The sequence below is a fragment of the Polaribacter reichenbachii genome (genome assembly GCF_001975665.1).
Lineage (GTDB): Bacteria > Bacteroidota > Bacteroidia > Flavobacteriales > Flavobacteriaceae > Polaribacter > Polaribacter reichenbachii.
On the sequence record NZ_CP019419.1, the window covers coordinates 380,054 to 393,721 of the forward strand.

Annotated in this window: 11 protein-coding genes; 8 read left to right on the forward strand and 3 right to left on the reverse strand. The window is 28.1% G+C overall.

What is annotated here, in order from left to right; all coding sequences use genetic code 11:
- The first annotated feature begins 137 nt into the window (after positions 1-137).
- Positions 138-6,794 (forward strand): alpha-2-macroglobulin family protein, encoded by a 6,657-nt coding sequence (locus BW723_RS01720; RefSeq protein WP_068363192.1) that lies wholly within the window; start codon positions 138-140, stop codon positions 6,792-6,794.
- A 102-nt stretch (positions 6,795-6,896) separates the two neighbouring features.
- Complete coding sequence (locus BW723_RS01725; RefSeq protein ID WP_068363189.1) at positions 6,897-7,343, forward strand: hypothetical protein; 447 nt, start codon at positions 6,897-6,899, stop codon at positions 7,341-7,343.
- An 81-nt stretch (positions 7,344-7,424) separates the two neighbouring features.
- Here the strand turns inward: BW723_RS01725 and BW723_RS01730 are convergent, their stop codons facing one another.
- Both BW723_RS01730 and BW723_RS01735 read right to left on the reverse strand, forming a co-directional pair.
- Positions 7,425-7,943 (reverse strand): DUF4136 domain-containing protein, encoded by a 519-nt coding sequence (locus tag BW723_RS01730; RefSeq protein ID WP_068363186.1) that lies wholly within the window; start codon positions 7,941-7,943, stop codon positions 7,425-7,427.
- Between the two features lie 5 nt (positions 7,944-7,948).
- Positions 7,949-8,992 (reverse strand): M28 family peptidase, encoded by a 1,044-nt coding sequence (locus BW723_RS01735; protein WP_068363183.1) that lies wholly within the window; start codon positions 8,990-8,992, stop codon positions 7,949-7,951.
- A gap of 69 nt (positions 8,993-9,061) precedes the next feature.
- Here BW723_RS01735 and kdsA point away from each other — a divergent pair, with 69 nt between their 5' ends.
- Both kdsA and BW723_RS01745 read left to right on the forward strand, forming a co-directional pair.
- Positions 9,062-9,880: a 3-deoxy-8-phosphooctulonate synthase gene (kdsA, locus tag BW723_RS01740; protein ID WP_068363180.1), complete on the forward strand. Its 819-nt coding sequence runs from the start codon at positions 9,062-9,064 to the stop codon at positions 9,878-9,880.
- A 262-nt stretch (positions 9,881-10,142) separates the two neighbouring features.
- Positions 10,143-11,099 (forward strand): transglutaminase domain-containing protein, encoded by a 957-nt coding sequence (locus BW723_RS01745; RefSeq protein WP_068363177.1) that lies wholly within the window; start codon positions 10,143-10,145, stop codon positions 11,097-11,099.
- 63 nt (positions 11,100-11,162) lie between these two features.
- On the opposite strand, the gene BW723_RS01750 is transcribed toward BW723_RS01745, so the two are convergent.
- Positions 11,163-11,534, reverse strand: a complete 372-nt coding sequence (locus BW723_RS01750) for a DUF1801 domain-containing protein (protein ID WP_068363174.1) — start codon at positions 11,532-11,534, stop codon at positions 11,163-11,165.
- A 32-nt stretch (positions 11,535-11,566) separates the two neighbouring features.
- On the opposite strand from BW723_RS01750, the gene BW723_RS01755 reads away from it, so the two are divergent.
- The 4 genes from BW723_RS01755 (at position 11,567) to BW723_RS01770 (ending at position 13,666) form a co-directional block, all read left to right on the forward strand.
- Complete coding sequence (locus tag BW723_RS01755) at positions 11,567-12,130, forward strand: hypothetical protein (RefSeq protein WP_068363171.1); 564 nt, start codon at positions 11,567-11,569, stop codon at positions 12,128-12,130.
- 75 nt (positions 12,131-12,205) lie between these two features.
- Positions 12,206-12,814, forward strand: a complete 609-nt coding sequence (locus BW723_RS01760; protein ID WP_068363168.1) for a hypothetical protein — start codon at positions 12,206-12,208, stop codon at positions 12,812-12,814.
- 29 nt (positions 12,815-12,843) lie between these two features.
- On the forward strand, positions 12,844-13,140 hold the full coding sequence (locus BW723_RS01765) for a winged helix-turn-helix domain-containing protein (protein WP_068363165.1): 297 nt from the start codon (positions 12,844-12,846) through the stop codon (positions 13,138-13,140).
- 52 nt (positions 13,141-13,192) lie between these two features.
- Entirely contained in the window at positions 13,193-13,666 is a 474-nt protein-coding gene (locus BW723_RS01770; RefSeq protein ID WP_068363162.1) for a Coq4 family protein, read from the forward strand.
- Positions 13,667-13,668 lie beyond the last annotated feature (2 nt).

The following is a 13,668-nucleotide window of genomic DNA, read 5'->3' on the forward strand; positions in this document are numbered from 1 at the left end:
GCTTACCCAATATTAATTATCTTTAGAACTAAACTCAACTAAAAATTAGTTTTACGAACTCAAAATACAACTACACTAATTTTAAATTGTTTTACTAAATGATTTATACGTGCTTTACAAGACTAAATCTATTGATTATGAAAAAAATTATAACAACTCTATTAATGCTCATATTATTCTCTACAATTTCTACTGCTCAAAATAATTATGACAATCTCTGGCTACAAGTTGAAAAATTTGAAGTAGAAGATTTGCCAAAATCAGCATTAAAAATTGTAGAAGAAATATATACAAAAGCAGAAAAAGAGAACAATTCTCCTCAAATTATAAAATCGCTTTTTTATAAAAGTAAGTTTGCATTAACTTTAGAAGAAGATGCTCAGCTAAAAATAATTAATAGTTTTAAAAAGCAAATTGCTAGCAGTAATTTTCCAACTAAAAATATCTTAGAAAACATTTTAGCTAATTTATATTGGCAATATTATAATCAAAATAGATATAAATTTTACAACCGAACAAAAACGAGTCATAAAATAAATACTGATGATTTTAGAACTTGGGATTTAGACACCTTATTCAAAGAAATTAATGGCTATTTTAATGTTTCTTTAGGTGATGAAAAAGCACTTCAAAAAATAGAAATAGAAGCTTTTTCTGATATCCTTCATATTCAAAAAACAACAAAAAAGTACACACCTACTCTATTCGATTTTTTAGCACAAAATGCTCTTAATTTCTATAAAACATCAGAAAATTCAATTACAAGACCAGCATATAAATTTATAATTGATAAACCTGATTTTTTAAGCGATGTAAGTATATTCAAAAGTTTAAAAATAGATTCTAAAGACAGTTTATCATTACAGTTAAACGCCTTAAAAACGTATCAAAAATTAATTAAATTACATATAAATTCAAATCAAAAAGAAGCATTAGCAAATATTGATATTGATCGTTTAAACTTTATCTCTCAAAATTCTAATTTTAATGATAAAGAGAATATTTTACTTGAGACTTTAAAACTATCACAAGAAAAAATTAAAAACCATAAAGCTAGTAGTTTGTATGCTTTTGAAATTGCTAAAATCTATAAAAAAAATTCTCAGAATAACGAAGCTTTAAAAATTTGCAATAGCATTATCAATAAATTTCCTGATAGTTTTGGTGCAGAAAAATGTATCATATTAAAAAAGAAAATTAAGGCAAAAACACTTTCTATTCAATCAGAAAAATACATTCCTATAAATAAAAATTCTAGAGTTTTAGTTATTTATAAAAACATAGAAAAGCTTTTTTTTACGAGTTATAAAATCAACAAAAAACAACAAGAAATTTTTAATAAAACTTATAAAATAGAAGATAGAAAAGCTTTTTTAGAAAAGCTCGACAAACATAAAACTTGGCAACATCAATTAAGAAATGAAGACGATTATTTAGCCCATTCAACAGAAATAATTGTTCCGAAATTCACAAACGGAATGTTTTTAATTGTGGCTTCTGAAAACGAAAATTTAGATGAAAACTTAATTTACGGAACGTCTATTATTCAAGTTACCAACTTAACTTTAATAGAAAATACTTTTGATGGAAAGTACAATTTTCAAGTAGTTGATAGAAACACAGGAAAACCAATAGAAAATGCAGTATTAGATCTTCAGAATAAGCAAAGAACTAGTGGGCAATATTTTCACAAAAAACTAATTACAGATAAAAACGGATTTGCGTCTTTTCAAGGTAAAAACTATTCTAATAATGTAGATATTTCTGTAAAAACCAAAAATGATGCTGCAATTTTTGGCAGTTATTATTTTAGAAATCAAACTAATAAAACGATTACAGAAACAGATGATGAAATAACCATAAAGCCTTTTATTTTTACTGATAGAAGTATTTACAGACCTGGACAAACTGTATATTTTAAAGTAATTGCAATTAAAAAACAAGGTGAAACATCAACAGTTTTAAAAAATGAATATGTAGAAATTACCTTATCAGATGTAAATAATCAAATTATTAAAGAACTAAATTTAAAGTTAAATGAATTTGGTTCTGTAGCTGGCCAATTTACACTACCTAACAATGGTTTAACAGGTGAATTTGAAATAGAAGTCGATGAAAGTATTGAATATGATAGCAAGTTCTATGATAGTAAAAATGTTTATTTTGATAATAATTATAAACAAATTTCTGTTGAAGAATACAAAAGACCAAAATTTGAAACTAATTTTAAACCAGTAACTGAAAGTTATAAAATTAATGATTCTGTAACTGTAAATGGATTTGCAAAGGCTTTTTCTGGTGCAAATATTACAGATGCAAAAGTAGTTTATAGAGTTTTTAGAAAAGTACAATACCCTAGTTGGTATTATTGGCGAAATCCAAATTCGTATTCAAGTTCTCAAGAAATTACCAATGGAGAAAGTATTACAGATCATTTAGGTAATTTTTCAATCGAATTTAAGGCTTTGCCTGATGAAAGTGTTTCTAAAGAAAGTTTACCAATTTTTAGCTACGAAATAACTGCTGATGTTACAGATGTTAATGGCGAAAGTCGTTCAGCGACTTCAATTATTAAAGTTGGCTATCATTCTTTAATCGCTTCTATTTCTGTGGATGCCAAAATTGACAAAAACGAAAAAAAAACCATTTTAAAAATTGATACAAAAAATTTAAATGATGAATTTGTTGCTGCCAAAGGAACTCTTAAAATATACAAATTACAAGCACCTAAAAATCCGTTAAGAAAAAGACCTTGGGCTGCACCAGATTATCAAGATATTTCTGAAACTACGTTTAGAACTTTATTTCCAAACGATTCTTATTTAAATGATGAAAATGATGCAAAAAACTGGAAAAAAGGTCAACTTGTGTATAGTGAAAAATTTGATACTGAAACCTCAAAAGGGCACATTTTAAAAAACACTAAAAATTGGATTTCTGGTAAATACCTAATTATTTTAGAAAGTAAAGATAAATTTGGTAAAGAAGTTAAAGACGAAAAAATAATCACGCTTTTTTCATCAAAAGACGAAAAAGTTTCAGATCATCAATTATTCACAATCAGCAATATTAAAGCGAATTATAGGATTAATGATAATGTTGAACTACAAATTGGTTCTGCCTCTAAAGACATTACAGTAGTTGTTCAAATAGAGAAAAATCATAAAATTGTAGATACAAAACTCATCAAACTAAACAATAACACAAAAACAATTCAAATACCAATATATAAAGAAGATATTGGCGGTTTTGCCATTAAATATCACTTTGTAAATTACAACTATTTTAAAAGCGGAACTTTATTAATAAATGTTCCTGATCCTATTAAAAATAACTTAAAAATTGCAACCAACATCTTTAGAGATAAATTACAACCTGGCCAAGAAGAAACTTGGAGCTTTACCATAAAAGATGATAAAAATGATGCTATTGCTGCAGAAGTTTTAGCCTCTATGTATGATGCTTCTTTAGATGAATTTAAAACCCATAATTGGAATTTTAACCCAAGACCAAATAAACCAAATTATTATTCTTATAGCTCTAGCAGCGCATATAAAAGTTTTGGAAACTCAAATTTTTACATAAAAAATAATCAAAGGAATTATTATAATTACCCATCAATAAAAAACACAACTTACAATTGGTTTGGCTTTAGTTTTAGAAATAATAAATGGGTTAATCAACAGTATTTAAACAAAATAGCGCTTAAGTTCGAAAAGGAAAATCAAGAATCTACTTTTGTAAAATCTGGAAAATTTAATGGTACTATTCAGGGTAAAATTACCGATAAAAATAAGCAACCTATAGCTGGTGCAAACATCTTAGTAAAAGGCACTCAAAAAGTAGCAATTACCAACTTTGATGGTAAATACAGTATAAAATCTAAAAAAGGAGATGTTTTAAGTTTTAATTATTTAGGTTATCAATCCATAGAAATAAAAACAGCAGATTTTTCTATTCTAAATGTAGCATTAGCAGAAAACTTAGAAGATTTAGATGAAATAGTTGTGGTTGGTTATGGCTCTCAAAAAAAGAAATCTGTAACTGGTGCTGTTTCTGTAATTAGCAGAGATGACATAGAACAAGAAACCATTTTAGATGAAATTAATGCTTTTAGTGGTAGAGCTGCTGGCACTAACACAACCGATAATAATACAAGTATAATTCTTAGAGGTGCAAGTTCACTAAATAACAATAATGCTCCACTATATATTGTTGATGGTGTTATTGTTGAGTCTTTAGATATAAATGAAAGTGAAATTTCAGAAATTAATGTTCTAAAAGATGCTGCAGCAACTTCAATTTATGGTTCTAGAGCTGCAAATGGAGTTGTAATTATTTCTACAAAAGAAGGACAAGCAAAATTAGATAAAGCATTAAATCAAGTTAAAACACGTAAAAACTTTAAAGAAACCGCTTTCTTTTATCCGCAGTTAAAAACAGATAAAAACGGAAAAGTAAGTTTTTCTTTTACAATGCCAGAAGCATTAACCAAATGGAAATTACAATTACTGGCGCATACTAAAAATGTAAAATCGGCAACAAAAACTTTGCAAACTGTTACCCAAAAAGAATTAATGGTTGTACCAAATGCACCTCGTTTTTTAAGAGAAAAAGATACTATTACTTTAAGTGCAAAAATTACCAACTTAACAAATAACCAATTAAGTGGTTTTGCAAAATTAATTTTAACGAATGCTATTTCTGGAAAAGAAATTAATACAGAATTACAAAACACGAATACAAACAAAAATTTTATAGTAGACAAAGATGGCAACACCAACGTTTCTTGGCAATTAGTAATAGCAGAAAACATACAAGCTGTACAATATAAAATAGTAGCAAAAGCTGGCGATTTTTCTGATGGAGAACAAAACGTATTACCAGTTTTATCGAACAGAATGTTAGTTACAGAAACAATTCCTATGTGGGTTCGTTCTAATCAAACAAAAACATTTACGTTAGACAAGTTGAAGAACCACAACTCAACAACCTTAAAAAATCATAAGTTAACTTTAGAGATTACTTCAAATCCTGTTTGGTATGCCATTCAAAGTTTGCCTTATTTAATGGAGTATCCTTATGAATGTGCTGAGCAAACTTTTTCTAGATATTATGCAAATACTTTAGCGAGTTTTGTAGCAAATTCTAATCCTAAAATTCAAGAAGTTTTTAATGCTTGGAAATCTTCGGATGCTCTTTTATCAAACTTAGAAAAGAATCAAGAATTAAAATCTTTAATTATTCAAGAAACACCTTGGTTAAGAGATGCACAATCAGAAACTGAGCAAAAAAAGAGAATTGCATTGTTGTTCGATTTAAATAAAATGAAAAATGAACAAGAAAAAGCGATTCGAAAATTAGAAGACATTCAAATGAATTCTGGTGGATTTCCTTGGTTTAAAGGTAGTAAGTACGAAAGTAATTTTATAACTCAACATATTGCAACAGGTTTTGGGCATTTACAAAAATTGGGCGTTACAGGTTTTAATTCATCAACAGAAAATATGATAAAAAATGCTGTTAATTTTTTAGATGGTGAAATAGCTGAACAATATAAAAAACTCTTAGACAAAGCTGAAGAAGTAAAACAAAAAGCAAAAACAAACAAGAAAGGAGAAAGAGGATACAAAGATTATTTATCAAACAATAACTTGAATTATTTTACCATTCAATATTTATATATGCGTAGTTTTTATGTTGATATTTCTATGGATGATAATCTTAAAACGGCTTTTGATTACTATCAAAAACAAACAATTACCTATTGGAAAGACTATAATTTATATGCAAAAGGACAAATTGCTTTATCACTATTTAGAAATAATGAAAAAACAATAACCAATAAAATTTTAAAATCATTAAAAGAAAACGCTATTATTTCTGATGAATTGGGTATGTATTGGAAAAATAATACTGCTGGTTATTACTATTATCAAGCGCCTGTAGAAACCCAAGCTTTATTAATTGAAACTTTTTTTGAAATTTTAGATCCTGATCTTCATCAGGACAAGCAAAAAACAATCGATAATTTAAAAATTTGGTTGTTAAAAAACAAGCAAACCAACAGATGGAAAACCACTAAAGCAACTACAGAAGCTGTATATGCAATTCTTTTAAATGGTAGCAATTGGATTTATTCTACTGAATTAGTTGATGTAAAAATCGGAAATCAAAAAATAGAGCCAACAAAGTTGGATGACGTAAAAGTTGAAGCTGGAACTGGTTATTTTAAAACTTCTTGGAATACTGATGAAATTAAATCAGAAATGGCAAATGTTACCATCAGTAAAAAAGATAATGGTATTGCTTGGGGTGGTTTATATTGGCAGTATTTTGAGGATTTAGACAAAATTACATCCGCAGAAACTCCTTTAAAAATCAACAAAAAATTATTTTTAAAAGTAAATTCTGATACTGGTAAAGAACTAAAAGAAATTACAGAAAGTACAACCGTAAAAGTTGGCGATTTAATTACAGTACGAATTGAATTAAGATCAGACAGAGATATGGAATTTATTCATTTAAAGGATTTGAGAGCTTCTGGTATAGAACCTATAAACGTACTTTCTAAATACAAATGGCAAGATAATTTAGGCTATTACCAAAGTACAAAAGATGCTGCCACCAATTTCTTTTTTGATAGACTACCAAAAGGAGTTTATGTTTTTGAATATGATGTTAGAGTGAACAACGCTGGTAATTTTAGTAACGGAATTTCTACCATACAATCTATGTATGCTCCTGAATTTAGTAGTCATTCAGAAGGTGTTCGTTTAAAAATTGAGAATTAGTATTTATCGATTTTAACAATATCTTATCCATATGAGTTAAAAAAGTAAAACGAATACATTTAGATTTGTACCATTAATAATTTTAAAATATAGACTAACAATATGAAAAAAATCATTTTAACATTCGGTTTACTATTAGTAGGTATAATTTCTGTAAACGCACAAAGTATTTCTGACAATGCTATTGGTTTACGTTTTGGTGGCGGAGATGGAGTTGGTGGAGAAATTTCTTATCAAAAAGCTTTGGGTAGCAACAATAGATTAGAAATTGATTTAGGTTTGGCTAACGAATTCTCTAATTTTAAAGCCACTGGTTTGTACGAATGGGTTTGGAATTTAGAAGAGCAATTTAATTGGTATGCAGGTTTTGGTGGTGGAATTATTTCTGCAAACGGAACAGGTATTTATGGTTCTGGAGTTATTGGCCTTGAATATGATTTTGATGTGCCAATACTTTTATCTATTGATTATAGACCAGAAATTGGAATTGCTGGTGGTTTAGATGGACTAAATTCTAACGTTGCTTTGTCAGTTAGATATCAATTCTAAAAAAGAAAAAAGTATACATTATAAAAAATCCTCTAAATTAATTTTTAGAGGATTTTTTTTGAGTTTCAACAATCTTATGTTTTAACCTTTAGGCGGATATTTGTCTAATATTTTATTGATAATATCAGTAAAATGACTCTCTTTTTCTTCTGGTGTTCTTTGCTCTTTAATTGTCGAATTTAAAACTCCTTCCCAAATAATTTCATTAGTTTTGGCATTTACAAACTCAATTATAAATTCTTCATTTAATTTCTTACCTCCTATTGGTATTCCTCCAGAAACTCCAAAACCTCCATTTCTATTTCCAGAACCAATGCCAATTCCTATAGTATTCCTATTTTGAGCTTCTGAATAATTGGCAATTACATTAATATAAAAATCAGGATTATCATTTTGTGCTAATCCTTTTTTATTGAGTTCTGTATGTAAAGTTGATACAACTCTTTTTACATCAAACTCGTTTAATCCTTTACCAATATCTTCGAAAAAATTATAAGTTTTAAAATTATTAAAATTGATTTCAGCATCGTAATCTGATATCACTTTAGATGATGAGCAACTCATCAATAAAAACAAAAAAAGAAACTTAATATACTTCATTAAACCTATTTTTTCTTCTCTTCTAACACCACTCTTGTTGGTGTATCTTTACCATTAATTATACTTTCTGTTCCTTTTGCAACTGCTTGTATGGTTTGGGTAATAATTGTCATATTTAAAGTTTCTGCTTCATCAGAGGCTTTATGATAATCTTTATCTACATCAATGGCAGTTGTAGAAAATGTATGAGAAGGCACACCCAATCTTGCTAAAGAAGCATTATCTGATCTAAAAAATAAATTAAACTTTTTATACGGATCTGGAAATAATTGGTAGCCTGAACCCTCTAAATTCTTTTGAACAATTTTACCAAAATCAGAACGCTCAAAACCAGTTAACCAAGCTGTATTAGGACCAAAACTTGGTATTTTACCAATCATTTCTAAATTAATACCAGCTACAAATTTACTAGCATCAATTCCTTTACCAAATTGAGTAGAACCTACTAAGCCCATTTCTTCTGCAGTAAATGCAGCAAAAACAATAGTTCTTTCATTACCTACTTTCTTAAAATATTCTGCCAAAGCTAAAACGCCAGTTACACCAGAAGCATCATCATTTGCGCCATTATAAATGCTATCTAATTCGCCCTCCTTTTTTCGGATTCCTAAATGGTCATAATGAGCAGAAATAATAACATATTCATCCTTTTTGCTTTTACCTTCTAAAACACCAATAATGTTTGCACTTGTAATTTCTTCTTTACTTCTTCTTGGTGTAAAATTAAAAGTTTGTCTGTAAGAATCTAAACCTTCAAAAGTAGTTAAGCCTATTTTCTTATACTCGTTTTCTATATATTTAGCTGCTTTTTCAATACCTGCTGTTCCTGATTTTCTACCTTCCATATCATCAGAAGCTAAAGTATACAAGTGTTTTTTTACGGTTACAGAATCAATAAAAAATGGTAAAACTTCCTTTTTAATAGTACCCGTTTTTTCTGCTGATGCTCCATCTACTCCATCTTTACCATCATTTCCTTTAACTGCAACTTTACAGCTACCCAATAAAAACAATCCTGATACCACTACTATTTTAAATACTTTCGTCATAATATTTCTAAAATTTTAAAGCATAAATATAACTAATTTAAATGCTTATTTTTGTGTAAAATTTTACAAATGATACTATCCGAAATTCCGAATATAAAACATACAAGTGCTAATAATTTCTTTTTGCTTTGTGGTCCTTGTGCCATTGAAGGCGAAGAAATGGCATTAAGAATCGCCGAAAAAGTAATTACAATTACTGATAAATTAGCCATTCCTTACATTTTTAAAGGAAGTTTTAAAAAAGCAAACAGAAGTAGAATTGATAGTTTTACAGGTATTGGAGATGAAAAAGCATTAAAGATTTTACGCAAAGTTTCAGAAACGTTTAATGTGCCAACAGTTACAGATATTCACGAAGTTTCTGATGCTGCAAAGGCTGCAGAATATGTAGATGTTTTACAGATTCCTGCTTTTTTAGTTCGCCAAACAGATTTGGTAGTTGCTGCTGCAAAAACGGGTAAAGTTGTCAACTTAAAAAAAGGACAATTTATGAGTCCTGCTGCAATGAAACACGCAGTACAAAAAGTAAAAGATGCAGGCTCTAACAAAGCTTGGATTACTGATAGAGGTACAATGTTTGGCTACCAAGATATGATTGTAGATTTTAGAGGAATACCAGAAATGCGCGAATTTGCACCAACTGTTTTAGATGTAACCCATTCTTTACAACAACCAAATCAAACAGTTGGAGTTACAGGTGGTAGACCAGAAATGATTGAAACAATTGCAAGAGCAGGAGTTGTAAATAATGTAGATGGTTTATTTATAGAAACCCATTTTGACCCTGCAAATGCAAAATCTGATGGTGCAAATATGTTACATTTAGACAAATTAGAAAGTCTATTAAGTAATTTGGTTGCCATACGTAAAACAATAAATAGTTTATAATTACATTCTATTTTAAAATAATTTTTGGGCGTTTTAACAGGCTTTCGCTACTCGCTTTTTTTCTGAAAAGAAAAAAGAGCTCAAACAAACCGCTCAATCCTTAACGCGCTCACTCAATTCCATAAAACTAAACATATATCCTGCAAGGTTTCCAAAAACCTTGTAGGTATTTATTCTTAAAAATAGAAAACCAAGAAGCTTTTAAAGCAACCTTGCAGAAAAGGCACAATATTTGATTTCTTAAGTTGTTTAATACTCTATAATGAAACAACTTTTCTTTTTTCTTTTAATTTCTACTGCTACTTTTTCTCAAAATTTTGAAAAAGTTGATGCAAAAGTTCTAGAATACCCAAGATTTTCTAAAGTTGATGATTTAGCCCATAAAATTGAAAATGATTTTTCTTCAGATGTTGATAAAGTTAGGGCTGCTTTTTTTTGGCTGACAAAGAACATCAGATATAATTTAAAAGAATACTATAATCCTAGACAAAGAAAATATCAATTTAGATATAAATCCGAAGAAGAAAAAGTACAAAAACTACAAGCTATTAAAGACCAATTGGTAAATACAGCTTTTAGAACAAAAATGGGGGTTTGTGAAGAATATGCACAATCTTTTAAAAAAATATGCGATTTACTAAACATTGAATCTCAAGTAATAAAAGGAAATGTTAGAAGTGATGCCAGAAAAATTGGCAAAGTACAAAACTCCACAAATCACGCTTGGAATACTGTAAAAATTAATGGTAATTGGATAATATTAGATGCAACTTGGGCTGCAGGTTACGAATATAATGGCAAATGGATTAGAAAATTTAACAACTACTTTTTTAATATGCCTAAAGATAAAATTTTTAAAACCCATTTTCCAGAAGATCAACTTTGGGTGTTACATTTTGGCAGAATGAGTATTCAGGAGTTTTATAATCAGCCAATTTACAGTCAGACTTTTTTGAGTTTAAAAGCCGATTTAATTTTACCAAAAACAGGAATTATCAATCTAAAATCATCAGAAGACATTTTATTAAAATTTAAAAACTTAGATACAACTGCACTTATTTTTTATACATTAAAAGGTACTAAATATGCATTAAAACCTATTGTAAAAACAGAGAATGAAATATCTACTTTGGTTATCAAAAATCCGAAGAGAAATACAGATTTGGTATTGTACATCAATAAAGAAGATGCTTTGCATTTTAAGGTTAAAGTTAGATAAGATCTAAAAGCATTCAGCACAAAATTTCTAAAAAAAGAAATTTCACTCTGAGGGACACAACTTTTAACTTCTTTTATAAAAACCTTTGTCTTTTAGTTGATGAGCTTCATCTAAAACCGTTAGTAGAATTTCTTCATTAATATCTTCTAACTTAAAATATCTTAACGATTTTACTACCTTTCTGTTCTCTGAAATAAGGTACTCATTATACTTTGTTAAATGCGCAGAAACCCAAAAAACAACATCTACATAACCTTTCTTTTTAGACGGGTTTAAATAACAAAAAGGTTTATCATTTAAATAATAAAAAGGAATTTTCCATTTAAATTGTAAATCTACATCTGGAAAAGTACCTTCAATTAAAATCTGCAAATGCATTAACATCGATTTAAAAGGTTCTGGCTGATTAAGAATGTATGCTTCTGCAGGTTTCATTTTGTTGTATATTTGCCCAATTTAAATATTTTATGGAGAAACAAGATCATATTCAGCCAAATTTTTCTTTACGTGGTTATTCAAGTATTTTAATAGGAATCTATTTTTTGGTTGCTGCTTTTTTAATAAAAAAATTATTAATGAGTTTTTTAGTTGATGAAAATCCTATGGGTGCTTTATCTCCTCAAATTATAGAAGTTCTTATTATCACAATACTTTTTGCAACATTTATTTTCTCTTCTTTAACACTATTTTTTAACGGAAAAGCAAAGTCTAAAAAATTAGATTATAAATTATGGAATTCCAGAACAAAAACTATTTTATGGAAATTTCTGATTAGTTTTATTGTTATTTTCTTTGTGCTTGCTTATCTAATATTCTTTAATTATAGTGATTATTTAGCACCAATTTTCTTGTTATTATATGGAATAACACTACCCTTTTTAAAACTCAAGAAGAGCAAAAATCTTTTTATTTTAGCTGGTGTTTCTTTGTTTTTAGCCTTAATCTGTTTCTTGATTCCTAATTATTGGTACTCTGCATTATTAATATTAGGAATTGGTCATATTACTTATGGATTGGTTGTAAAAAATTAGTAAAATAATTATTTATCATTTTTATTGCTGATGTAAAAAATAATTATTTACTTTGCAATTCAAAGTTCTTTAAAAATGAGTTCAGAAAATTATTTAAAAGACATATCAGAAATTAAAACTTTAATGAATAAATCATCAAGATTTATTTCATTAAGTGGTTTGTCTGGTATTTTAGCAGGTTTTTATGCCTTAATTGGTGCCACTTTTGCTTATTGGTTTTACACCTTAGATGGTAATGAATACATTGTAATAGAAAGTGAAATTTTTAACTTTCTTATTTTAGACATACTTATTGTAGGGATTTTAAGTGTGGGAACAGCCATTTTTTTAACTACAAAAAAAGCAAAAAAGAACGATGAAAAAATATGGGACTCTTTAACAAGAAGACTATTAACAAGCTTTATTGTACCTTTATTAGCTGGTGGAATTTATATACTCATTATTTTAAACCAACAAAAATATGGGCAAACTGGAGCTTTAATGCTTTTGTTTTATGGTTTAGCGTTACTAAATGCATCAAAATATACTTTAGGTGATGTTAAATATTTAGGTTACACTCAAATTATTTTAGGTTTGCTTTGTGCTGTTTTTCCTAGTTATGGCTTTTGGTTTTGGGTGATTGGTTTTGGGTTTATGCATATTATTTACGGAGCATCTATGTACTACAAGTACGATAGAAAATAGATGTAATTTAGCAACTTAAAAATAGGTTTTTGAAAAACATCATCTTAAATATTAATAAAGCATTCGATCATAGAATTAGATTAGGCATAATGTCTGTTTTAATGGTAAATGAGTATGCCGATTTTAATACATTAAAAGAATTGTTGGGTGCAACAGATGGTAATTTAGCTAGCCATACTAAAGCTCTTGAAAAGGTAGATTTTATTAAGGTTGAAAAACAATTTATTGGTAGAAAACCCAACACAAAATACATTGCAACAGAATTAGGCAAAAAGGAGTTTAAAAAACATATTGATGCTCTTGAAAAACTAATTAAAAACAAATAGAATATTTTTTTATCCACTTACTTTGAAAAACAAAGTACTTTAAGTATTAAAAATGAGAAAGAAATTTATTTATTGGTTGTTTGAGCATTCTCAAAGAATTTATATCAAGTTTAAAAACAAAAAACCTTGGGATATAAGTGCAGACGAACTACTTACCTATTCTAAGGAGAGTTTTGGCTATTATTTAGGAAAACTGTTAGTTGTAAACAATTTTGAGTTGTTACCGAAAGTTGAAAGACACGATTGTTATCATTTAATAACTGGTTATGGAACTAAAGTAGAAGATGAAATTGCGTTACAATATGTCTGTTTTGGTAATGGAAAACGAAGTCTCTATTTAATTGGAGTGCTTTTAATTGGCACATTAATATTGCCTGATTATTACAAATACTATATAAAATCATACAATTTAGGTAAAAGCTGCAACACCTTTCATCATTTTAATTATAAGAATCTTTTACACTTTTCTTTTCAAGAAATACGAGAGGCTATTTTTAATAAACAACAAATACTACAAACTCAATAACT

Bases quoted from the DNA above. Each gene is read 5' to 3' on its own strand.
- BW723_RS01720 (WP_068363192.1), top strand. From the start codon at position 138: ATGAAAAAAATTATAACAACTCTATTAATGCTCATATTATTCTCTACA.
- BW723_RS01725 (WP_068363189.1), top strand. From the start codon at position 6,897: ATGAAAAAAATCATTTTAACATTCGGTTTACTATTAGTAGGTATAATT.
- BW723_RS01730 (WP_068363186.1), bottom strand. From the start codon at position 7,943: ATGAAGTATATTAAGTTTCTTTTTTTGTTTTTATTGATGAGTTGCTCA.
- BW723_RS01735 (WP_068363183.1), bottom strand. From the start codon at position 8,992: ATGACGAAAGTATTTAAAATAGTAGTGGTATCAGGATTGTTTTTATTG.
- kdsA (WP_068363180.1), top strand. From the start codon at position 9,062: ATGATACTATCCGAAATTCCGAATATAAAACATACAAGTGCTAATAAT.
- BW723_RS01745 (WP_068363177.1), top strand. From the start codon at position 10,143: ATGAAACAACTTTTCTTTTTTCTTTTAATTTCTACTGCTACTTTTTCT.
- BW723_RS01750 (WP_068363174.1), bottom strand. From the start codon at position 11,534: ATGAAACCTGCAGAAGCATACATTCTTAATCAGCCAGAACCTTTTAAA.
- BW723_RS01755 (WP_068363171.1), top strand. From the start codon at position 11,567: ATGGAGAAACAAGATCATATTCAGCCAAATTTTTCTTTACGTGGTTAT.
- BW723_RS01760 (WP_068363168.1), top strand. From the start codon at position 12,206: ATGAGTTCAGAAAATTATTTAAAAGACATATCAGAAATTAAAACTTTA.
- BW723_RS01770 (WP_068363162.1), top strand. From the start codon at position 13,193: ATGAGAAAGAAATTTATTTATTGGTTGTTTGAGCATTCTCAAAGAATT.